Origin of the sequence: Chryseomicrobium imtechense (genome assembly GCF_041475995.1) — a bacterium.
Taxonomy (GTDB): Bacteria; Bacillota; Bacilli; order Bacillales_A; family Planococcaceae; genus Chryseomicrobium; species Chryseomicrobium aureum.
On record NZ_JBGOBM010000001.1, the window covers coordinates 117593 to 141049 of the forward strand.

21 protein-coding genes are annotated in these 23457 nt (G+C 41.6%); 1 reads left to right on the forward strand and 20 read right to left on the reverse strand.

Translation table 11 applies throughout. The features are described from left to right. Positions 1-73: 73 nt before the first annotated feature. From AB5N96_RS00625 to rny, 7 genes are all read right to left on the reverse strand, one after another. Positions 74-505 (reverse strand): YlbF/YmcA family competence regulator, encoded by a 432-nt coding sequence (locus tag AB5N96_RS00625; RefSeq protein ID WP_204589091.1) that lies wholly within the window; start codon positions 503-505, stop codon positions 74-76. Then, the gene (miaB, locus tag AB5N96_RS00630; protein WP_499704402.1) at positions 502-2040 is read right to left on the reverse strand and encodes a tRNA (N6-isopentenyl adenosine(37)-C2)-methylthiotransferase MiaB; all 1539 of its coding nucleotides are present in this window, start codon (positions 2038-2040) and stop codon (positions 502-504) included. The genes AB5N96_RS00625 and miaB overlap by 4 nt, the downstream gene beginning before the upstream one ends. A 343-nt stretch (positions 2041-2383) precedes the next feature. After that, positions 2384-3250 carry a 2-oxoacid:ferredoxin oxidoreductase subunit beta gene (locus AB5N96_RS00635; RefSeq protein WP_204589089.1) on the reverse strand — a complete coding sequence of 289 codons (867 nt, stop codon included), beginning with the start codon at positions 3248-3250 and terminating at the stop codon, positions 2384-2386. Next, positions 3251-4990, reverse strand: coding sequence for a 2-oxoacid:acceptor oxidoreductase subunit alpha (locus tag AB5N96_RS00640; RefSeq protein WP_204589088.1), 1740 nt, complete (start codon positions 4988-4990; stop codon positions 3251-3253). A 175-nt stretch (positions 4991-5165) separates the two neighbouring features. Beyond that, positions 5166-5432, reverse strand: coding sequence for a stage V sporulation protein S (locus tag AB5N96_RS00645; protein ID WP_204589087.1), 267 nt, complete (start codon positions 5430-5432; stop codon positions 5166-5168). A 73-nt stretch (positions 5433-5505) separates the two neighbouring features. After that, entirely contained in the window at positions 5506-6300 is a 795-nt protein-coding gene (locus AB5N96_RS00650; RefSeq protein ID WP_204589086.1) for a TIGR00282 family metallophosphoesterase, read from the reverse strand. Between the two features lie 60 nt (positions 6301-6360). Next, entirely contained in the window at positions 6361-7917 is a 1557-nt protein-coding gene (rny, locus tag AB5N96_RS00655; protein WP_204589085.1) for a ribonuclease Y, read from the reverse strand. A gap of 254 nt (positions 7918-8171) precedes the next feature. On the opposite strand from rny, the gene AB5N96_RS00660 reads away from it, so the two are divergent. Beyond that, the gene (locus AB5N96_RS00660; RefSeq protein ID WP_499704403.1) at positions 8172-9530 is read left to right on the forward strand and encodes an IS1182 family transposase; all 1359 of its coding nucleotides are present in this window, start codon (positions 8172-8174) and stop codon (positions 9528-9530) included. A gap of 150 nt (positions 9531-9680) precedes the next feature. Here the strand turns inward: AB5N96_RS00660 and recA are convergent, their stop codons facing one another. The 13 genes from recA to AB5N96_RS00725 all read right to left on the reverse strand — a co-directional run bounded on the left by recA (position 9681) and on the right by AB5N96_RS00725 (position 23434). Continuing rightward, a complete protein-coding gene (gene recA / locus AB5N96_RS00665; protein ID WP_204589084.1) occupies positions 9681-10739 on the reverse strand; it encodes a recombinase RecA in 1059 nt (352 codons plus the stop codon). A 170-nt stretch (positions 10740-10909) separates the two neighbouring features. Then, complete coding sequence (locus AB5N96_RS00670) at positions 10910-12163, reverse strand: competence/damage-inducible protein A (protein ID WP_499704404.1); 1254 nt, start codon at positions 12161-12163, stop codon at positions 10910-10912. Positions 12164-12175: 12 nt separating this feature from the next. Beyond that, positions 12176-12754 (reverse strand): CDP-diacylglycerol--glycerol-3-phosphate 3-phosphatidyltransferase, encoded by a 579-nt coding sequence (pgsA, locus tag AB5N96_RS00675; RefSeq protein WP_204589082.1) that lies wholly within the window; start codon positions 12752-12754, stop codon positions 12176-12178. Between the two features lie 57 nt (positions 12755-12811). Continuing rightward, positions 12812-13666 carry a helix-turn-helix domain-containing protein gene (locus AB5N96_RS00680; RefSeq protein WP_499704405.1) on the reverse strand — a complete coding sequence of 285 codons (855 nt, stop codon included), beginning with the start codon at positions 13664-13666 and terminating at the stop codon, positions 12812-12814. 18 nt (positions 13667-13684) lie between these two features. Beyond that, entirely contained in the window at positions 13685-14485 is an 801-nt protein-coding gene (locus tag AB5N96_RS00685; RefSeq protein WP_204589080.1) for a DUF3388 domain-containing protein, read from the reverse strand. 26 nt (positions 14486-14511) lie between these two features. Beyond that, complete coding sequence (locus tag AB5N96_RS00690) at positions 14512-15237, reverse strand: SDR family oxidoreductase (RefSeq protein ID WP_499704406.1); 726 nt, start codon at positions 15235-15237, stop codon at positions 14512-14514. After that, positions 15224-16519 carry an EF-P 5-aminopentanol modification-associated protein YfmH gene (gene yfmH / locus AB5N96_RS00695; RefSeq protein ID WP_499704407.1) on the reverse strand — a complete coding sequence of 432 codons (1296 nt, stop codon included), beginning with the start codon at positions 16517-16519 and terminating at the stop codon, positions 15224-15226. The genes AB5N96_RS00690 and yfmH overlap by 14 nt, the downstream gene beginning before the upstream one ends. Further along, positions 16516-17781, reverse strand: coding sequence for an EF-P 5-aminopentanol modification-associated protein YfmF (yfmF, locus tag AB5N96_RS00700; protein WP_499704408.1), 1266 nt, complete (start codon positions 17779-17781; stop codon positions 16516-16518). Before yfmF ends, yfmH begins: the two co-directional genes overlap by 4 nt. 103 nt (positions 17782-17884) lie before the next feature. Then, positions 17885-18847: an ABC transporter permease gene (locus AB5N96_RS00705; RefSeq protein WP_204589076.1), complete on the reverse strand. Its 963-nt coding sequence runs from the start codon at positions 18845-18847 to the stop codon at positions 17885-17887. Next, positions 18848-19897 carry an ABC transporter permease gene (locus AB5N96_RS00710; RefSeq protein ID WP_204589075.1) on the reverse strand — a complete coding sequence of 350 codons (1050 nt, stop codon included), beginning with the start codon at positions 19895-19897 and terminating at the stop codon, positions 18848-18850. Then, positions 19887-21434 carry an ATP-binding cassette domain-containing protein gene (locus AB5N96_RS00715; RefSeq protein WP_204589074.1) on the reverse strand — a complete coding sequence of 516 codons (1548 nt, stop codon included), beginning with the start codon at positions 21432-21434 and terminating at the stop codon, positions 19887-19889. The genes AB5N96_RS00710 and AB5N96_RS00715 overlap by 11 nt, the downstream gene beginning before the upstream one ends. Positions 21435-21577: 143 nt before the next feature. Beyond that, positions 21578-22660, reverse strand: a complete 1083-nt coding sequence (locus tag AB5N96_RS00720) for a BMP family ABC transporter substrate-binding protein (protein WP_204589073.1) — start codon at positions 22658-22660, stop codon at positions 21578-21580. 45 nt (positions 22661-22705) lie between these two features. Further along, the gene (locus AB5N96_RS00725) at positions 22706-23434 is read right to left on the reverse strand and encodes a UTRA domain-containing protein (protein ID WP_204589072.1); all 729 of its coding nucleotides are present in this window, start codon (positions 23432-23434) and stop codon (positions 22706-22708) included. Between the last annotated feature and the right edge of the window lie 23 nt (positions 23435-23457).

The window sequence follows — 23457 nt, forward strand, 5'->3', positions numbered from 1 at the left end:
TTTGGACCCGCTTTCATTTTACCATAAAAAAAAGGCAGTGTGTCGAACTAACTAAGACACACTACCTAAGCAATTAAGATTCTTGAGAGGGTTGGTTCTTTTTAAGTGCTGACCCTGTAACACCTTGTAAAAGATCTCCGTCTGTAGACTCAATAATTTCATTTGTTACCTTATTAGAAATTGCATGTGCTACAAGCTGAAGGAGGTTGTTCACTTCGCCTTGAGATTGTTTGAACTCTTGAACAATTGGAAATGCATCAATTTCTTCTTCAACTTTTGCGATTTTTGCTTCCGTCAATTTCAATGCCTTCTCTTTTTCTAAATGCTGAAAATTCACTGCTTGTTTTTGTAAGCTTTTTAAGCTTGCAATTTTTTCTCTGATTTTTTGGTTCGCATTGATTTGTGCTTCTGCACGTTTGAAAAACTCAACTTCTTCAGTCTGTGCAATCATCGTTGCTATTTCATGCGCTTTTTCGATAATGTCTTGCTTTGTATATTGACTCATACGAGTTCCACCTTTTCTGTGTTTGCCAGTTCTACGAATTCGCCAGTGAGTGACCACGTTTTCGCATCTGTAATTTTAACAAGGACAAGCTTTCCAATCAACTCTTTTGGTCCTGTGAAGTTGACGAGTTTATGTTTTCGTGTGTATCCAGCAAGTACATCTGGATTCTTTTTGCTTTCCCCTTCAACCAACACCTCGACGATTTCATCTTGATGTTTTACCATTGCTTGTGCGGAAAGTTCGTTCACTACAGCATTCAAACGCTGTAGACGATCTTTTTTCACATCCATCGGTACGTTGTCTTGCATCTTTGCCGCTGGAGTTCCGTCACGCGGGGAATAAATGTACGTATAAGCCAGTTCGAATCCTACTTCTTTGTATAAAGAGAGTGTTTCTTCAAACTGTTCTTCTGTCTCATTTGGGAATCCTACAATTATGTCTGTCGATAAGGACAGATTTGGAATACGTTCTTTCATACGACGAACAAGATCTAAATACTGCTCGCGTGTATATTTACGAGCCATAATTTTCAAAACATCGGATGAACCCGATTGTACCGGTAAATGAATATGCTCTACTAAATTTCCACCTTGCGCTAAAACGTCAATTAAATGGTCATCAAAGTCACGCGGATGACTTGTAGTAAAACGTATACGTGGAATATCAATCTTGTGTAGATCATTCATCAAATGCCCAAGACGATACGTGCCGTCTTCAAAGTCTTTTCCGTACGCATTCACATTCTGGCCGAGCAACGTAATTTCTTTATACCCCGCAGCGGCTAGCTCGCGCACTTCTTGGATGATATCTGCCGGACGACGACTCCGCTCTTTACCACGCGTGTAAGGCACAATGCAATATGTACAGAATTTGTCGCATCCGTACATAATATTTACCCAAGCTTTGATTTGACCTTTTCGTTCACGTGGAAGGTTTTCGATAACGTCACCTTCTTTTGACCATACTTCAACTACCATTTCTTTTGAAAGATAGGCTTCATTCAAAATTTGAGGTAACCGATGGATGTTGTGTGTACCAAAAATCATATCTACTTGATCATATGTTTTCAAAATTTTAGAGACGACGGCTTCTTCTTGAGACATACAACCACATACACCGATTAATACATCTGGATTTCTTCGTTTCAAGCTCTTTAAGTGACCGAGTTCCCCAAACACTTTATTTTCTGCATTCTCTCGAATTGCACAGGTGTTCAATAAAATGACGTTTGCATCTTCGACTGTATCAGTCGGCATATATCCAAGACTTAAAAACAATCCGGCCATGACCTCTGTATCATGCTCATTCATCTGACAGCCGTATGTACGTATATAGAACTTGCGATTCTGTCCCATTCCTTTAAAACGCTCTTCAATTGTGAAATCGGAATGGTAACTGATGGATTCTTTCCCACGCTTTTTTGCGTCTTTTAATGAAGGTGGTTGATAGACAGATTGAAAATACTGGCTGTAGTCTTTTTCTGGTTTTTGTGCAGGTTTGACTTGTGCGCTTTGTAATCTCGATTCTTCGTTCATCGCACCGAATCCCCTTTCATTCAGTTTCATCCTTTCATTATAGCGAATATTCTTTAGACTGCCTACAAAGTTCACAGTTTTGTGCAATTCAAATGCACTAAAAAAATCAGTATTTCTAACTCACCACTTGCGAGAGAAATACTGATTTAGAATTTTGATTTAAGATGCTGAACATATAAGTTAAGAAAATTATGGACGACATCTGAAACTCGTAAGCAAGGACGTCATTTCCCGGGCTATCGGAGTTTTACCGAGACCCCGCAACGAGACGAAGTCGATGTGAGGAGGCTCGGTGAAAGTCCCCCAGGAAATGATGTTCTGGCTGGAGAGCTTCAGATTCTAGTTATAGGAACTCAGCTTGTAAAGCTTCAAATTGCTCGCGGCTCATCGTTAAATTTTCCTCAACTAATGGCGTTTGTGCATAATCTGTTAAGCGCTCTTGATAAGAAGCTGTTTCTTTGTCTTGATAAATAATTCCCGTTACAAGACCTTCAGTTTCCATCACAACTTGCATCGCTTGCTCACGGTTCGTGTTGTCATAATCTTCACGCTCAGACAACTTCACTAAGTTCTCTTTGAACCAGTCATACGTATTAATTTTATTGTAAGTAACACATGGGCTGAAAACATTAATGAATGCAAAACCTTTGTGTTGAATTCCCGCTTCAATAATCGCTGTCAACTCTTTAATATCAGAAGAGAATCCTTGCGCGACAAATGTTGCGCCAGCAGATAACGCCATTTCCATCGGTTTAAGTGAAGGCTCGATTGCTCCACCTGGAGTCGATTTCGTTTTGAAGCCCGCTGCAGACCGTGGTGATGTTTGTCCTTTTGTTAAACCGTAGATCTGGTTGTCCATTACGACATACGTCAAGTCGATATTTCGTCGAATCGAGTGAACTGTATGGCCCATTCCAATTGCAAATCCATCACCGTCGCCGCCTGAAGCGATAACGTGCAAATCACGGTTTGCCATTTTCAAGCCTTGTGCGATTGGAAGTGCGCGGCCATGAATCCCGTGGAACCCGTACGAGTTAATGTACCCTGAAATACGACCTGAACAACCGATTCCTGATACAACTGCTAATTCATGAGGTTCAATACCGACATTTGCAGCTGCACGTTGAATTGCAGCTTGTACAGAAAAGTCCCCACAACCTGGACACCAGTTTGGTTTTACATTATTTCGAAAATCTTTAAATGTCGCCATTTAGAGCATCTCCTTTACTTGATTCTCAAGTTGACGTGGCAAGAAAGGTGTTCCGTCATAACGAAGCACGTTGTGAATCTTGTCATGCCCCCCTACATTCATTTTCACAATAGATGCAAGTTGACCTGTCGCATTATTTTCAACTACTAAAACTTTTTTCGCTGACTGCATAAGTGTTTGCATCTCTTGTGCAGGGAATGGATGAATCAAACGAATATGCGCATGGTTTGTGCGGATACCTTGTGCGTTTAGAGAACTTTGAAGTTCTTCAAGGACACCGCGCGTCGAGTTAAATCCTACTAATAAAACGTCTGCTTCTTCATGCGGTGCATTCGAGTAAATCGGTTGATCAAACTGGACAGATTTCATCTTTTTCATGCGCTTATCCATTTGATGCTGTCGATTGCCTGCTGCTTCTGACGGCTTCCCAGTCTCATCGTGCTCCACACCCGTTACGTGGTGAATCGCATTTTTCATCCCTGGTAAGACACGTGGTGAGATACCATCCTCTGTGATTTCAAAGCGTTTGAAATACGATTTGTCCTCGTTTTCAGGAATCTCTTCACCCGACAATAGTTTGCCTCGTGTTACAGTGATTGCGTCATAATCAAATGGCTCTACTGTCTGTTTTCCAAGTGATAATTGTAAGTCTGACAGAATGATAACTGGACATTGCAATTCTTCTGCAATATTAAATGCTTGGATTGTATCGTAAAATGCTTCTTTCCCTGTACTTGGAGCAAGCACTACTTTTGGTATATCGCCGTGTGTTCCAAAAATCATCTGCATCAAGTCCGATTGTTCTTGTTTCGTTGGAAGGCCTGTTGAAGGACCACCACGTTGTGTGTCAACGATTACAAGTGGTTGCTCTGTCATACCTGACAGACCGATCGCTTCCATCATTAAAGATAGGCCAGGACCCGCAGACGCTGTAAACGCACGTACACCCCCATAGTTCGATCCGATTGCCATTGTTGCTGCGGCAATTTCATCTTCTGTTTGAATGACAGTTCCACCAAACAATGGCAACTTTTTAATTAAATACTCCATGATTTCAGAAGCTGGCGTGATTGGATATGCAGCCATAAAGCGAACCCCCGCTGCAAGTGCGCCGAGTGCGATGGCGTCATTGCCGATCATATAGAGTCGGCGTTGACCGTCCGCTGCTTGTAAAGCGTAACTTCCCGCTTTTTCTGGTGTCATTTCAACGAGCTTTGCATATCCTTGCTCAATTGCTAACATGTTTTTCGCAACGACCTCTTCTCCTTTTTTCGAGAAGATTTCTTTTACGACCGCTTCAAACACAGCGACATCTAACTTTAAAAGTGCTGCTGACGCGCCAATCGCTACCATGTTTTTCATCAAAGACGTTCCAAGTTCAGAAGCAATTTCTGTAAATGGAATGGCGATGACAGGAGCCTTTGAGTCTTCTGGTTGTTCAGGTGAAAACTTAGCATCTGCTAAGATAATGCCTGACTCTGTTAATTCTTTATAGTTCAAATCAATAGTCTCTTGATCAAATGCAATGAGTATATCTAGATCGTCTGCAATCGTGCGAACTTCTGTAGGACGTACAGTAATTTTATTATTCGTATGTCCACCTTTAATTCGTGATGAGAAGTGACGGTAACCATATAAATAGTACCCAAGGCGGTTCATCGCCATTGAGAAAATCTCGCCGGTACTTTCGATCCCTTCACCTTGTTGCCCTCCAACTTTCCATGCGAGCTGCTGCAACATGTTAATCTCTCCTTATTGTATACGTTTCGAATCCTACATTAGTTTATCATGAAGAATTTGATTCCTCTATGTATTGCAATTGAAAATCAGCAATTTCAGTCTATAGGCGGATAAATCACAAGTAATTTGCCACAATCCCGTCAAAAAGCAGAGAACCGAGGCCCTCTGCTGCATCCTACTTTTTCTTTTTTTCCACAAACAGCTTCAATGCTGTGCGCTCTTGTCTACCAATCTCAATGTCCGCAAATGCTGGGCTACAATATAAATCCTGTCCACTTGGTGCTACAAACCCTCTGGCAATCGCAATAGCTTTCACAGCTTGATTTAAAGCTCCTGTTCCAACCGCCTGCATTTCGGCATAGCCTTTTTCTCGAATAACTGCGACCAGCGCACCTGCTACAAGATTTGGATTTGACCGGGATGATACTTTTAGTGAGTCCATTTCTCTTTCCTTTCCATTGAAGGCTTAGGACAGTATCCCTACTAGAGAATATGCGAAGAATTAGGGAGATAGACTAATTTGAAAAAGGCTGGTCTTCGTTAATGTAAATTCGCTCTTGATGCACTGCTTTTCCTTGCTCGTTCAGTTCTACAAAATAGCCACTGACAACTGCTCTACCTGTTTTGGGAACTTCAAAGCGTGCAGGCAAGTTAGTTTTAAACTTATAAAGCACATTTTCTTTACCCATCCCCAATACGCCATCATAAGGGCCAGTCATTCCTACATCTGTAATATACGCAGTACCTTCAGGAAGAATTCGATTGTCTGCTGTTTGAACATGAGTGTGTGTACCTACAACTACGGAAGCGCGTCCATCGAGATGCCAACCAAATGCAATTTTCTCACTTGTTGCTTCTGCGTGGAAGTCGACAAAGATATACGGACTTTTTTGTTTGGCTTCTTCTACAAGTTCATCTGCCATTTTGAACGGACAATCATGAGCTGGTAAGAATACACGGCCGTGAAGATTCATAACCGTTAATTGTTTACCATTCTTCTCGATTGTGACCATCCCCTTGCCCGGTGCTTCTTGTGAGAAGTTCGCAGGACGAATCAAATAATCTGCATCATCGATGAAATCAAAGATTTCTTTTTGATCCCATGTATGGTTACCCATTGTGATTACATCAACACCCATAAACAGTAGTTCATCATAAATCTTTTTCGTAATTCCACGACCGGCTGCTGCATTTTCTCCGTTTACAATAATAGCATCCGGTTGATATTTGCGTTTCAACCGAGGTAAATATGACTCCAGTGCATCCCGACCGATTGATCCTACAATATCCCCAATAAATAAAATTTTCATTACAATTTCCTACTCTCTAACATAAGTAAAACCATACGCAGGAATTCCTGCGTATGGTTGTTATTTTGCATATTCAACAGATCGTGTCTCTCGAATAACAGTGACCTTGATATGGCCCGGGTAGTTCAATTCTTCTTCAATACGTTTGCGTATATCGCGTGCAAGACGATGCGCAGAAATGTCATCAATAATGTCCGGTTTCACTATAATACGAATCTCTCGACCCGCTTGGACAGCAAACGATTTTTCAACACCATCATAAGACTCTGAAATTTCTTCGAGCTTTTGTAGGCGTTTAATATAGTTTTCGAGTGTTTCACTACGAGCACCTGGACGTGCAGCAGATAAAGCATCAGCTGCTGCCACTAATACCGCTATCACGGATGTTGCTTCTGTGTCGCCATGGTGAGAAGCAATACTATTAATGACGACTGGATGTTCTTTATATTTCTTTGCTAGTTCCACGCCAATTTCAACGTGACTACCTTCTACTTCATGGTCAATTGCTTTTCCGATGTCATGTAAAAGTCCAGCTCTGCGTGCAAGAGTGACGTCCTCGCCAAGTTCTGCAGCAAGTAATCCAGCTAAGAAAGCAACCTCTGTAGAGTGCTTTAATACGTTTTGCCCGTAACTTGTACGGTAACGTAGTCGGCCTAAGATTTTGATTAAGTCTGGGTGAAGGTTATGGATTCCCACATCAAATGATGTTTGTTCTCCAACTTCACGAATGTACTCATCTACTTCACGACGCGATTTGTCGACCATTTCTTCGATACGCGCTGGGTGAATGCGTCCATCTTGTACCAGTTTTTCAAGAGCGAGTCGTGCTGTTTCGCGGCGAATCGGGTCGAATCCTGATAAAATGACCGCTTCTGGCGTGTCATCAATAATTAAATCGATACCAGTTAATGTTTCAATTGTACGAATGTTTCGACCTTCACGACCAATAATACGTCCTTTCATCTCATCGTTAGGCAAATTCACAACAGATACTGTCGTTTCTGCCACGTGGTCTGCTGCAAAACGCTGCAAGGCCAGTGATAAGATTTCACGAGAGCGCTTATCGGCTTCTTCTTTCGCGCGTGTTTCAAATTCTTTTGTCATGACTGCAATATCTGTCGACAATTCGTTTTCCACTTCACGTAAGATGAGGCTGCGTGCTTCTTCTCGAGTAAGTGCAGAAATACGTTCGAGTTGAAGTTGTTGTTCTTGAACAAGCTCTTCCACTTTACTCTCTTTTTGTTCAATATGCTGTTGTCTTTCCGCCAACGCTTCTTCTTTTCGTTCAAGTCCCGCTTCACGCTTGTCAAGTGTTTCATCCTTACGATCAAGGTTTTCTTCACGCTGCACAAGACGATTTTCTTGCTTTTGCAGTTCAGAACGTCGTTCACGAATGTCGGCTTCTGCTTCTGTGCGCAATGTGTGTACTTCGTCTTTTGCTTCTAGAAGTGCTTCTTTTTTAAGTGCTTCCGCTTCACGCTTTGCTTCTTCTAGAATCAGTTCAGAGGACTGTTTCGCTCCAGTGACTTTGGAATCATTAAGTTTTTTAAGATACCAATACCCAACAACGGCACCGACAAATAGACCAAGCAAAGCGGGAATGATGATTTCAATCATGCAGACACCCCCTCTTGCTATTTGTTGTTTTCAGTCGGCTGACTTCTGTCTGCCTGGTTTCGTTTTAGCATGAAAATAATAGAAAATACAAATTCATTGTATCGATATAAAAAATCACTGTCAAGTTGATGGAAAAAAGCGCTCGTCAAAAGACGAGCGCTCAGACTGTAGACAAACTCATGAAATATTGAGTTTGTCTGCAGTCTTTTTTCTTTTTATAATAGATTTAACAACTGTTTAGGGGGAACACGACCATGATGACAAAGAATATCGGTAACCAGAGAGACCAACTTGAGATGCTGACGATTGACCAACTGGTCCCTGAGGACCACTTAGTTCGCAAACTCGATGCGGCAATCGATTTCTCGTTCATCTATCCATTGGTCGAGGACCTCTATTCTTCGACAGGTCGCCCGAGTATCGATCCAGTCGTGCTCATCAAGATGACGTTCCTTCAATATACGTTCGGTATCCGTTCGATGCGCCAGACGATCAAAGAAATCGAGACCAATATGGCCTATCGTTGGTTCCTAGGTTTTGGGTTCCATTCAGAGGTGCCGCATTTCTCGACGTTCGGGAAAAACTATGTACGACGCTTTGCTGATACCGATCTGTTCGAACAGATCTTCTATCGTATATTGAAGGAGATCATGGACAAGGGGCTACTCAGTAGTGAACATGTCTTCGTCGACTCGACACACGTGAAGGCATCTGCGAATAAACGTAAGTTCACGAAGAAGACTGTCCGTAAAGAGGCGCGTGCCTATGAAGAGAAGCTCCAACTGGAGCTAAACCTGGACAGGCAGGAACACGGTAAGCGACCATTTTCACCAGATTCATTTGAAAAGGAAGAATACAAGGAGATCAAAGAGTCGACGACGGATCCCGAGAGCGGTTATTACGTGAAAGACGAGAGGACCAAACAGTTCGCCTACTCCTTCCATGCAGCCACGGATGAAAAAGGTTTTGTGCTCGCGAATCTCGTCACACCAGGCAACGTCCATGACAGTATCCCTTTCCAGTCCATCATCGACACTGTGATTGAAAATGTAAAAAGACCAGTAGTAGTGGCAGCGGATGCCGCATATAAGACACCTGCGATTGCGAACTATCTTGTAGAGAACCAGATGTTGCCGGCCTTTCCCTATAAAAGACCGATGACACGCCCCGGCTATTTCAAAAAACAAGAATATGTATACGATGAGCACTTTGATTGCTACCTGTGTCCTGAAGGACAGGTGCTGAAATATCGTACGACCACCCGTGATGGCTATCGCCAGTATTCGTCGGACCCTAAAGAATGTGCTGTATGTCCGGTCTTGCAGAACTGTACGCAGGCAGCCAAGCCTCAGAAGCTGATCCAGCGGCATATCTGGGAGGACTACCTCGAGCTGTCAGAGGACCTGCGTCACCATCACGAGATCAAAGAAGTATATAACCGCCGTAAAGAGACCATCGAACGTGTCTTTGCGGATGCTAAAGAAAAGCATGGTATGCGTTGGACGACCCTTCGAGGGATAAAAAAATTGTCCATGCAGGCGATGCTTACTTTTGCTGCCATGAACCTGAAGAAGTTGGCCACATGGACCTGGAAAGGTCCACAGATGGCCTAAAAATATCGAAAAGATGAGCACTACAACCATTTTGCTCACGCCATTTTGGCTGAAAAATAGCCAAAAAAAGAGAAAGAATTCGAAATCGGGTAGATTTCGAATTCTTTTGTCTACAATCTGAGCGCTCGTCAAAAGACGAGCGCTTGCGTATTATTCTTTATCTAAAACTAATTCAAATTCTTCATCTTCCTCTTCTTCATGTGCAGCAATCGTGTATGAACTTGCAGCCATGCCAAGAGAAGCACGAATTTGAGATGCAATCGTATGCTTGATCGACTCATTTTCTTTCAAGAATTGTTTTGCATTTTCGCGACCTTGTCCTAAGCGGTCATCGTTGTATGCATACCAAGAACCACTTTTTTGAACGATATCAAGATCGGACCCCATATCGATGATTTCACCTTCTTGTGAAATCCCTTCCCCATACATAATATCAACTTCTGCTGTACGGAATGGTGGTGCTACTTTGTTTTTCACTACTTTAATTTTCGTTTTGTTCCCCATAATGTCTGTCCCTTGCTTGATTGCTTCAGCACGACGGACCTCTAGACGGATTGTGCTATAGAATTTAAGCGCACGTCCACCTGGAGTAACCTCAGGGTTTCCAAACATAACACCAACTTTTTCACGAATCTGGTTAATAAAGATTGCAATGGTATTTGATTTATTGATAGCACCTGAAAGTTTACGAAGAGCTTGAGACATAAGACGCGCTTGAAGACCTACGTGAGAATCTCCCATTTCACCTTCAATCTCAGCTTTTGGAACTAATGCGGCTACGGAGTCAATTACTAAAATATCTACTGCTCCACTGCGTACAAGTGCTTCCGCAATTTCGAGCGCTTGTTCTCCTGTATCCGGTTGAGATAGAAGCAACTCATCAATATTTACACCTAATTTTTGTGCATACACTGGGTCAAGTGCGTGCTCAGCATCGATAAATGCTGCTGTACCACCTGACGCTTGTGCTTCTGCGATAGCATGGAGAGCTACTGTTGTTTTACCTGAGCTTTCAGGGCCGTAAATTTCTACGATACGCCCACGTGGATATCCACCTACACCAAGAGCCGCATCAAGGGCTAATGAGCCACTAGAAGATGTCTGGATTTCGCGATCCGTCTTTTCTCCAAGTTTCATAACAGAACCTTTACCGAACTGTTTTTCTATTTGTTTTAAAGCCATATCAAGGGCTGCTTTACGATCTGCCAAATGAAATTCCTCCTAAGAAATCAAATGTTGTTTCTATACTTACTATACTCCTTTATTGAGAAAAATACAAGGAAAAAGCGAACGTTTATTCGTATTTCTTTACACAACTTCATTTTGGCAAATCTAAGTTTTGTAAATCAAAAACCGCAGCCTCAGCTACGGTTTTTTAACTAAATATTTGACCTGTTCTCGTTCATAATTATACGCAGAATATAGTGGATCGCAAATTTCACTGCACGGATTCGATTCGTATTACGCATTCCCGCTAAATGAAGTTCGTATGTGTGCACTTCTTCTTTATAAGTAATGCCAATCCAAACCGTCCCTGCTGGTTGTCCACCATGGCCTTCTGGTCCTGCAGCACCAGTTATACTAACGCCGATATCGGTTGCAAACTTTTCACGAACCTTTTTGGCCATCTCAGCAGCTACTTCTCGACTCACAACTGTAAATGTATCGATTGTCTCTTTATTTATGCCTAGATGCTTGATTTTAGTTTCTTCGTTGTAGACAACGACACCACCAACCAGTGCTTCAGCCATTCCAGGTATCGATGCGAGTTCAGCTTGGAACAAACCTGCTGTCATGCTCTCAGCAGCAGAAATCGTGAGATGATGTGCAATCAATGTTTGCTTTAGCTTTTGAGCCAATGAGTCATTGTTGTATCCGTACACGTACTTTCCTACGCGGTTCAAAATTTCCGCTTGTACGTCTTTAATTGCACTCCAAGCCTCATCTTCAGTTGCACCAGTAGCTGTCAATCGAATCGTCACTTCACTATCCGTAGCAAGTGGAGCAATTGTTGGGTTTGTTTGATTTTCAATTAAATCCAACAACTCCGTCTCTAATTCTGCCTCTCCTATTCCATAAAAACGAATGACATGGGAGAAAATGAGTTGATTATCCAATACTTGTTCTGCTAAGAGTGGCTTTGCTTCAAACTGAAACATTGGTTCTAACTCTTTCGGGGGTCCTGGAAGTAAAATATAGGTGTGCGTAGAAGTTCGATAAAACATCCCTGGTGCCATCCCATTTTCGTTCTTCAACACTTGCGCCCCTTCAAGGACCAGTGCCTGCTGACGATTATTATCCGTCATAGGCCGTCCTCGCTTTGCGAAAAAGTCTTCAATAAATGATAACGCTTGCTGATCAATTACAAGTTTTGCATGTAAATGGTCTGCAATTGTCTGCTTTGTCAAATCATCTTTTGTAGGTCCTAGTCCACCTGAAAAAATAATCAGGTCAGCGCGACCCTCAGCAATTCGAATCGCCTCTACAAGACGCCCCTTATTGTCACCTACTACTGTGTGGAAATGAATAGTGATTCCCATCTCAGCAAGTTGCGTAGAAATAAAGCGGGCATTCGTATTCACAATCTGACCTAATAGTAATTCTGAGCCTACTGCAATAATTTCTGCGCGCATACAATACCCTCCTTACTTTGAATCAAGTAAAACACGACGATTCAGATAGAAATAATCCCATCCTGACCATACTGTAAATACTAAACAAACATATAACATGATTGTTGCGAATGGGAAGCCAATCATTTCAAAACCAATGTTCCCCAGTAATAGCGCTGAAATTGCAACAGTCTGAGTCCACATCTTAATTTTACCTAGCTGATTTGCAGCAACGACTTCTCCGCCTCCTGCTAAGATCAAGCGAAGACCTGTTACCGCAAACTCACGACTGATTATGACAATCACTACCCAAGCTGGCGCCAATTCTAATGAAACGAGAAGAATAAGTGCTGCAGACACAAGCAACTTATCCGCTAATGGATCTAAAAATTTCCCCATGTTTGTTACTAGATTATGTTTTCGCGCAATATATCCATCGATAAAGTCCGTAATCGATGCAAAAATAAAGATTAACGCGCCAATTAGATGGCCCACTGGAATGGTTGCACCTAAAAGACTGACCTCTCCAAATCCAAAGTCCACTAACATAAACACCATAAAAATAGGAATTAAAAAAATGCGAAACACTGATATTTTATTTGGTAAGTTCAATTGGCTTACTCCTTTCTTTAAGAAAACAGGCCTTGCCCTTATCGGACAAGGCGTATACTAGTTCGTCCATGTGAAGAACAAGTTTTCTGAATTGCGACCCGTCTGGAAGTTCACTGGTTCATCGTTAACAAATACTTCTGCTGCAGATGTTACACCAATACGAATTCTGTAAGTTCCTTGTGATGGCATTTCAAAAGAGTACGATCCATCTTCTGTCGTGTATACTCGTGCAAGATCGAGTAACTCTTCTCTAGCCTCATTTTGAATCGATAGCCAAGAGTCTGCATTAAAGTCAATTCGGACTGTTACTTGATCAGTATCGGTCACATTGTAAAAAGAGTCTTCTCCTTGAAAACCTGTTGACATTATATTAATTTCAGGAGTTTCCTCTTCAGGTTCTTGTTCTTGTGACGAGTCTTCTTCGTTTTCTTCTTCCTCTTCACCAGATGGCGTTGTTTCTGGTTGCTGCGTTTCGATAATGATTTCAGATTCACCCACTTCATCCACTGGTGCATCTACTGGCGCTCGTTGAGAAAGTAGATAGGCAATCGCTAAAATAGCTACTACAAATAATGCGACCACTATCATTGGGAAGATTTCCATTAACCGGTTACCACCCCCACGATATGTACGACGACTTGTTGAAGCCTGAGTTGGTGTTGGTGTAGCTTTAGTCGCTACAGGTATTTCACTTTTATACGTATCAAGGATTTCATCCCCGTTTAATCCGACCGCTTCTGCATATTGGCGAACGAACGCGCGCACATAAAAAGGGCCCGGCATCGAATCATAGTTACCTTCTTCAATTCCATGCAAATAGCGCTTTTGTATTTTAGTTAATGCTTGAATATCTTCTATTGAGAGATCTCTCTCTGTTCTCGCCTGACGAAGACGAGCACCTAATTCTGACACATCATTCACCTGCCTTTTTTAAAATTCAAATCCGCCGAATCCACCAAATCCTCCAAAATCATTGTTTCCACGATTTTTTTCTAGGATTTCATATGAAATTTCTTCATCCGGTGTATGGCGTAACTCAATAATATAGTCAAAATCATCAATGGAATACTCCGAGTGTTGAACAAACATATCTGGATGTTCTACGACCTTAATCGTCTGCATCCGCATCATTTCTTTTACAAGCTGATGGTGGCGTTCATCCGATGATTTGCGGGTGACAATTCCATCTAAGATAAAGATATTTTGATTGCTGAACTCGTCTCCCATCAGTTGATTTCGGACTGTTTGTTTAATCATTGTCGAAGATAAGAAAATCCATTTTTTATTGGCACACACACTAGCAGCCACTACAGACTCTGTCTTCCCTACCCGCGGCATCCCGCGAATCCCAATCAGCTTATGCCCATCTTGTTTAAATATCTCTGCCATGAAGTCAACCAGTAAACCAAGATCATCTCGAACAAAACGAAACGTCTTTCGATCATCTAAATCACGCTGTATGTAGCGACCGTGGCGCACAGCCAAACGGTCTCGTAGTTTTGGCTCACGGTATTTTGTGAGTTGGATTGTTTCCATAGTGGAGATAATGTGTTCAAAACGGTCGATGCTTGCTTTAGACTGCGCGTTCAATAGCATGCCGCGGCGCCCCTGATCCACACCGTTAATTGTCACAATTGTAATTCGAAGCATTCCTAGAAGCGACGCAATGTCTCCAAGAAGCCCCGGTCTGTTGATTTGGATTTCATATTCAAAAAACCACTCTGTTGACATTGTCATCTCTCCATTTCTACTCTCAGTTATCCAATTAGATTCCATCCACCATCAATAGCAAAGGATTGTCCAGTAATAAAACTACTGGCATCAGACACCAAAAAGCTAACTCCATATGCTACCTCTTCAGCAGTACCTTTACGCTTAAGCGGAATCTGAGCTATGGATACTTGCTCATCTTCCTCAGTTAAATGCTTGTGAATGGAACTGTTGATATACCCTGCTGCTATCATATTGACTCGAATCGGGATCGCTGCCCACTCTCTTGCTAAGCTTTTCATAAGCCCTATTTGTGCTGCCTTAGCAGCACTGTAACTCACTTCCCAAGCCGCTCCTTTTTCTCCAAAAATCGAGCCAATCAGTACAACCGAGCCACCCTTTAATTTTGGGTAGAGCTTCTTAAGAATTTCTTGTGGCGCAAGTAGATAGGTCGTTAGTAAATTTTGCGTTGTTACAGTCGAGGTCGCTATAAATTCTTCATAAACCGTTTGTCCATGTGCAAACACAATAGCATCCAACTCAAATAGAAAAGGAAATTCAAGCTGTTCCAATAAACTTAAATCCATTTGGAATGGTATAAAGTGTTGATGTGGATACTGACTTGTCAATTCTTGTTGCAAGAAAGTCGCCGTCTTACTGGACTGATGGTAATGAAGATAGACGCTCCATCCCTCACTCGCAAGGCGTTTTACACATGCTTGACCAATGGATCCTGTTGCACCAAATATACAGACAAATTTACTTTTTGTCATTTGAAGGCAAGATGACAAACTGCGTGTGCGCAGATTGATTTTGTAAATGGTGATAGGCTTGTTGTAAGTCGCTCACAGTAAGCGATTCGACCACGGGCAACACTTGGAACAATTCCATCTCATTAAATTTATACCGTGTGAATTGATTGGCAATAAACTCAATTGAGTTCAATGAACGCATAAATGTACCAATTTTCCGTTTCTTTGTCCGCTCAAGTTGCTCCGAGATTGAAGTGTATTCTGAAAATGGAACAGTAAGTTGTTGTTTTATACGCTCAATCAACTCCTGCGGCTTATCCGTATCTGATCCAATCATAGAGAAGCCATAGCTACTTTCCATTGAGAAATCTGCTGAATACGATTCATCAATTAGACCGTCTTCATAAGCTTTTTCAAAGAATTCCGAAGATCTTCCAAATAAGCTATCTAAAACAGTTTGCAATGCCAGCTCGTATCGCAGCATCGCATTTCCTTGAAGAGACTGTGAAGGTGCTTTAATTCCAAACAAAACTTTTGGTTGCACTACGTCCATTTTCATTTCACGGTATGCGACGGCTACATCATCCGTCTCTTCAGGGAGGATATGGACGACTTCAGGCTTATTTTTAAACTGTTTTTCCGCTTGATTGTCTTTCACCAACTGAATGAAAGATTCTGGGTCAACAGCTCCAACTGCAAACAACACCATATTAGACGGATGATAGAACGTTTCGTGACAAAGATACAAGTGATCAGCAGTGATTTCTTGTATCGATTCAATTGTACCTGCTATATCGATTTTCACAGGATGTGCGTGATACATGTTTTCAATTGTACCAAAATACAACCGCCAATCGGGCATATCATCGTACATTGTAATTTCTTGTGCAATGATTCCTTTTTCTTTGTTGACAGTCGCTTCTGTAAAATATGGAATTTGAACAAAGTCTAATAACGTCTTTGTGTGCTGCTCGACATGATCTGTTGCAGAGAATAAATAGGCGGTTCGAGTAAAGGACGTAAAAGCATTTGCAGATGCTCCCGCCTCACTGAACTTTTGAAAAACATCTCCATCCTCTTTTTCGAACATTTTATGCTCCAGAAAATGCGCAATTCCGTCTGGAACGCGGACCTCTTCTTTTCCAGGAGGAATAAAGTGATTGTCTATTGAACCATATTTTGTTGTAAACGTGACATACGACTTGGAGAATCCATTCTTCGGTAACACGTACACTTCCAATCCGTTCTCAAGTTTTTCATAATAGAGAGTCTCATTCACTTGCTCAAAGTTCAACTTGTTCATGATGCTCCCTCCTTTGTAGTTAAAAAGAATGTATGCACTTTTGCAACTTTCTTTGCAAGTTCACTCACATCTTCTTTCGTAATTTCTGTCCATTTTTCTGCCCAGCCATCTAATGTGAAATTCGAATCAATTTCATGATACGACTCGTACACTTCGATTAAACCACGCGCAGAATCTTTAATCTCCATTAATTGGTTTTTTAACATGGATTTCGTTTGTAAAAATTCTCGGTCTGAAATGTTCCCATTTTGAATTTCAATCAACTGTTGATCAATAACCGCTTCTGCTTTTTCTTTTTCTACAGGGTCAATCCCGCTTACGGCAAATAACAATCCGTATGATGAGGCAAATGAGCTAGACGCATAATAAGCCAAACTTTCTTTCTCACGCACGTTTGTAAAAAGTTTGGAATGAGGATATCCACCAAAGACGCCGTTCAAAACTTGCATGACCGGAAACTCTTTTGATTTAGAAGTGACAGGTGTCTCATAAGCGATATGTAATTTCGCTTGTTTCATGTCCAACTTCTCAACAGTTTCTAAGTATTCCGTTGTCATAGCAGTATCGTTTGTTCTCGGAGATGTTTCTCTAGCTGAAAAAGAAAGATATTTTTTCAATACATTCTTGTAGGTTTCAGAATTCATATCACCTACGACATAGATAGAAATCTCATCGGATTCAATCATTTTGCTGTATTCTTGTTTCACGTCCTCTAAAGTTACGTTTTCTAATAAACTTTTCTCACCCATGGCAGAGATTGATGCTGGATGATTCGGACGAATGAGTTCTAGTAAACGATGTTGTGCGTAACGAGATTTATCCTCATATAAAGAATCCACTCGAGTCATCACTTGCTTTTTTTCACGCTCAAAAATACGCTGATCGAATGTATCTTCATTAAATAGAGGTTTGAACAGAACAGCTTGAATAAGTTCAAACACATCTTCTGTCAAATTACGATCTTGTAGATACGCATCATTCACGAAGTCTGCATTCAGATACACCGTATGTTGATCCCCACGCTTCATCGTGTCGAGATAAAGTGATGTACCATACAAGTCATCTAATTTTTTTCGAAACGCAGTTGTAGTTGGTGTTAATTGATTGCTAAATTGCAACAGGTTTGAAAGCACCGTTCGTACACCAGCATTTTCAGCAGTTAGTTTTGTGGTGAACTTAATGGAAAGTGTGATCGTTTTAAATTGTTTTGTTGGCATTGTATAAAGTCGCACACCAGGTGCGAGAGTAGAAGTAGTAAACACAGAATAAAGCCCCTTTCTCTATCGTTTAGTGTACCACTATCAAGTCACTACGACTATTGTTTCGGCATGAAAAAAGGCCTCCATAGCGGAGACCTTCTTAGTATTACCGTTTTCCTTTAATATATGGCTTACCAATTGCTTTTGGTGCACTTGCTTTTCCAATAAATCCTGCTAAAGCTAGAATCGTCAGCACGTACGGTAAAATATCCAGATACACACTTGGTACTTGACTAATAAAGTCGATGGATCCACCAACGATTTTGAGCGATTGTGCAAGTCCAAAGAATAAAGCAGCTCCCATTGCACCTAGTGGATGCCATTTACCAAAAATCATAGCTGCAAGAGCCATGAATCCTTGACCATTGATTGTCGATTGAGAGAACTCATATGAAATCGTCTGTGCATAGGCAGCTCCACCAATACCTGCAAGCATACCTGAGATGACAACCGCAATATAACGCATACGGTTTACTTTTACACCCATTGTATCTGCCGCCATTGGATGTTCACCGACTGAACGAAGTCGAAGTCCAAATGGTGTTTTGTAGATAACAAACCAAGCAAGAATAGCAATCGTAATTGCCAAAATAGACGTTGCATACACATCATTAAAGAACATTGGACCGATTACAGGAATTTCGCTTAATCCCGGAATATCAAAACGAATGAATTGTTGAGAAATATAATCCGTTTGTCCTTTATCATAAATCAGTTTTACAGCAAAGATCGATAATGCTACTCCAAGCATGTTGATGGCAACCCCTGAGATTACTTGATCTGCACGGAATGTAATGGATGCAACCGCATGGAGTAGTGAGAAAATTCCTGATACGACCATGGCTGCAAGAAGCGCAAACCAAATCGTCATTCCACCAAGCTGATCGGCAAATGTTAAGTTGAACACAATCCCAACAAATGCTCCCATCACCATAAGTCCTTCTAACCCGATGTTGACAACCCCTGACTTCTCAGAGAACACACCACCGATTGCTACAAAGATAAGAGGTGCTGCATAGGCGATCGAAACGGGGATAATGAAATAAAGTGCATCTAAAAAGGCGCTCATTTATTTCGCCTCCTTTTTCTTGCCGATTTTTTCTAAGAACAAACGAATGACATACCCAGATGCTACGAAGAAAATGATGACTGCAATTACAATCGATACAATCTCTACTGGTACACCCGCTTCGTTTGGCATGTTAAGAGATCCGTATTTCAATGCACCAAATAGGGCTGCTCCAAATACGACACCAAGTGGCGTGTTTGCGCCTAATAAGGCAACCGCAATTCCATCAAAACCAATTCCAGTGAATCCACCTTTAACGTTGGCATACTGGAAAGTTCCTAATGCTTCCATCGCACCTGCAAGACCAGCAAACATCCCAGCGATTACCATCGACATGATAATGTTACGGCTCACGTTCATACCTGCGTATTCTGAAGCATTTTGGTTAAATCCAACCGCTTTTAACTCAAACCCTGTTTTTGTTTTCTCTAAAATGAACCACATGACGAATACCATCGCAAGGGCAATTAGGATCCCGTAGTGTAAACGAGAGAAGTCTGTAAGTCCTTGTAAAAAAGGCGATGCTAGAGAAGCACTCTCTGCAATACGACCTGTATTGTCTCCACCATCTGAAATTGAGCGAATCAATGCGTTTGTAACAAATAGTGCAATGTAGTTCATCATAATTGTGACGATTACTTCATGAACTTGAAGTTTTGCTTTTAATAGGCCTGGAATCAATCCCCAGAACGCTCCCGCTAAAGCCGCTGCAATAAGTGCAAGTGGCAAATGCACAATTGTTGGTAGATCCGTAAATGTTACACCTACCCATGCTGCTGCAAACCATCCGACAATGAGCTGTCCTTCAACTCCAATGTTGAAAAGGCCCGTCCGGAACGCAAACGCAACTGCAAGTCCAGCTAAAATATACGGTGTAATTTGACGAATCGTCTCTCCCACGGCATACGCGTCTCCAAAAATACCCCTCCACAATGCTCCATAGCCTTCGATTGGATCATATCCACTGAAAAGCATAATAATTGCTCCTACAATAAGACCCAATACGACGGAAACAACAGGCACGAGGATGTTGATTACTCTATTCGACATGAGTTGTCTCCCCCTGTTTTGATCGTTTCTGCTTTGCTTGTCCTGCCATTAACAGACCAAGCTCTTGCTCCGTAGTTTGTTTTGGATCAAGTGTATCGATGATATAGCCGTCGTACATAACCGCGATACGATCTGAAACGTTCATGACTTCGTCCAATTCATACGATAGTAGTAATACAGCTTTACCGTTATCTCGTTGTTCAATTAAGCGTTGGTGAATGAACTCGATAGCCCCAACGTCTAGACCTCGCGTAGGAAGTGCAGCAATAAGAATTTCCGGATCACGATACACTTCCCGACCAATAATTGCTTTTTGCTGATTTCCTCCAGAAAGTGAGCGAGCTAATGCATCTTCACCTGTGGTACGCACGTCGTAATCAATAATAATTTTTTTCGCAAGTTCAGAAACTTTGTTGTAATTCATAATGCCATTTTTTGCAATTGGCTCTTTATAGTACGTTTGCAGGGCAATGTTGTGGCCAATTGGGAAATCCAAGACAAGACCATGCTTATGACGATCTTCTGGAATGTGTCCGATACCACTTTCCGTTACTTGGCGTGGCTTCAATCCTGTAATGTCCTTACCGTTAAGAGAAATCGTACCCGATTTAATTTTGCGAAGTCCTGTAATGGCTTCAATCAATTCACTCTGACCATTTCCGTCAATTCCCGCAAGTCCAAGAATTTCACCTTTTCGAACAGTGAGTGATAGGTTTTTCACTTTATCGATGCCACGGTAATCTTGTACTGATAGATCTTTAATAATAAGTGTATCTTCACCTGGAGTGGCATCTTTTTTCACTGTTTTAAATTCTACTTGGCGACCTACCATAAGAGATGCCAATTCATCAGGATTTGTTTCTGTTGTAACAACTGTTCCAATCCCTTGTCCTTTTCGGATAACTGTAACGCGATCAGACACTTCCATGATTTCTTTTAGTTTATGCGTAATTAAAATGATGGATTTTCCTTCTGCAATTAATCGTTTCATGATCTGAATCAAATCATCAATCTCTTGTGGCGTTAGAGAAGCAGTCGGCTCGTCAAAAATTAGAATTTCCGCTCCACGATAAAGCGTTTTCAAGATTTCGACACGTTGTTGCATACCGACTGAAATATCTTCAATTTTTGCATTTGGGTCAACATCAAGCCCGTACATATCAGATAGTTCTGTGATTTTTTTTGCAGCCACTTTTTTGTCTATGACGCCGCCCTTTGTCAATTCATTACCAAGAATAATATTTTCTGTTACCGTAAAGTTTTCCACTAACATAAAGTGTTGGTGAACCATCCCGATTCCCAAATCATTTGCGATATTTGGGTTTGCTATATTTACAGTCTGACCTTTTACACGGATTTCTCCGGCTTCAGGCTGATAGAGACCAAAAAGAACATTCATCAATGTGGATTTTCCGGCACCATTTTCTCCGAGAAGCGCATGGATTTCTCCCTTTTTTAATTGCAGGGTGATATTATCATTTGCTACGAAGTTCCCAAACTCTTTTCGGATGTTCAGCATCTCGATTACATACTCCACTTGTATCACTCCAATTCTACTTTCTAAATAACACATGAAAGATTTAGATGTCCTAGATCTTTCATCTATTATTTGGAATTTTAGCTAAAAAAAGAACATAAAGACCGATTAAAAAATCGGTCCTTATGATTCTTGCCGTTCAATTACTCCACTGTTTCAGGAACTGTAATTTCACCATCAATGATTTGTTGTTGGAACTCTTCGATTTGTGCCATTACATCCTCAGAGATTGCTCCACGAGAATCTGCAAGGCCAACGCCCTCTTCAGCTAAGCCATAAACTGTTTGCTCTCCACCAGGGAAGTTACCAGCTGCTGCTTCTTCAGAGATGCGGTAAACCGCTTGGTCAACACGCTTCAACATAGATGTTAAAGTTACGTTAGTATCGCCAACTGCACCCTCTTCGTATTGGTCAGAGTCAACTCCGATTACCCATACAAATGCGTCAGCATCTTTTGTTTTACGCTCTTTCGCTTCTGCGAATACTCCGTTACCCGTACCACCAGCAGCGTGGAAAATAATATCTACGCCTGAAGAGTACATGCGGTTAGCAGTTGTTTTACCAAGTGAAGCGTCATCGAATGATCCTGTGTACTGAACATCGACTTCGATTTCTGGGTCAACTGCTGCAACTCCTGCTAAAAATCCAGCTTCGAAACGCTCGATTACTGGAATTTCCATTCCACCAACGAAACCGATTTGCTTCGACTCAGACATTAAAGCTGCTGCAACTCCTGCTAGGAAAGCTCCCTCTTGCTCTTTGAAAAGAACAGATGCAACGTTTGGCTGATCAACAACAGCATCGATGATTGCTAATTGTGCATCCGGTTGCTGTACAGCGATGTCATTTACCGCTGATTCCATTAAGAAACCAATTCCAAACACGACGTCAAAGTCACGACGAACTAGGTTGTTAAGGTTTGTTACGTAGTCAGCATCTGAAGCTGATTGTAGGTAATCATAACCGCCATCGCCTTGCTCTAGGCCGTTATCTTCCCCAAACTTTTTAATACCTTCCCAAGCAGATTGGTTGAATGATTTGTCATCCACTCCACCTACGTCAGTAACCATTGCTACTGAGAAATCAGATGTTTCTTCTGTCTCTGTATCCCCACCAGTTGAACCAGTGTTGTTTTCTGTAGTTTCTTCATCAGAACCACACGCTGCAAGAAGAGTACCTGCTGCTAACATTACTGAAAGACCTAAACCGTATTTGCGTTTTGACACGTTAAAAACCCCCAAAATTAGTTTCTTATTAGTAGGAATTGACGATTACACCCGTTTACGAATTACGTGAAAGCTAAACTTATCTGCCCGAAAATAATTCTTCGAGTAGAGAACTACGCGATCTTGCTCATCGTAATGAAGCTGCTTCAACACAAGAAGTGCCGTTTCTGGCTCACAGTTTAATGTCGGTGAAGCCACATCATGGTAGCCCATTGGATCGATAAATGTCACAGCATGTGAAACGCGTAGTTCACCAGATTGTTCGAGTGCTGAGAAAAGTGACCCTTCTTGCCGGCTCAAGTAATCTTCCGGAAGGTACTTCGCTGGAACTTTATCAACACAATACACTACTGGGTCACCATCAGCGGTTCGTACACGCTCAATTGTGACGATTAAATCGTCTTCAGAACATCCAAAACGTTGAACATCTTCTTCTGTTGGAAGCGATTGCAAAGAACTTAAATAAATAACTCCAGGTTCCATACCGGCTTGCTTAATCATGGATGAAACGCTGGAAAGCTGCTCGATGCCAGATGTAAAGACAGGTTTTGAATTAATAAATGTCCCTACTCCATGGCGTCTGACAATTATGTTCTCTTCCTCGAGCAAACGAAGAGCCTCTCGCAAAGTGGCTCGGCTGACACCGAGCATTTTTGCGAGTTCGAATTCAGAGGGAAGTTTCTCCTTCTCTTTGAACACACCATTGTCGATATCTTTTTTGATACGATCAATTACCTGCAAATATAAATGTCGTTGATCAACCTTAATTGACACACACTACACCACCAATAACCAAA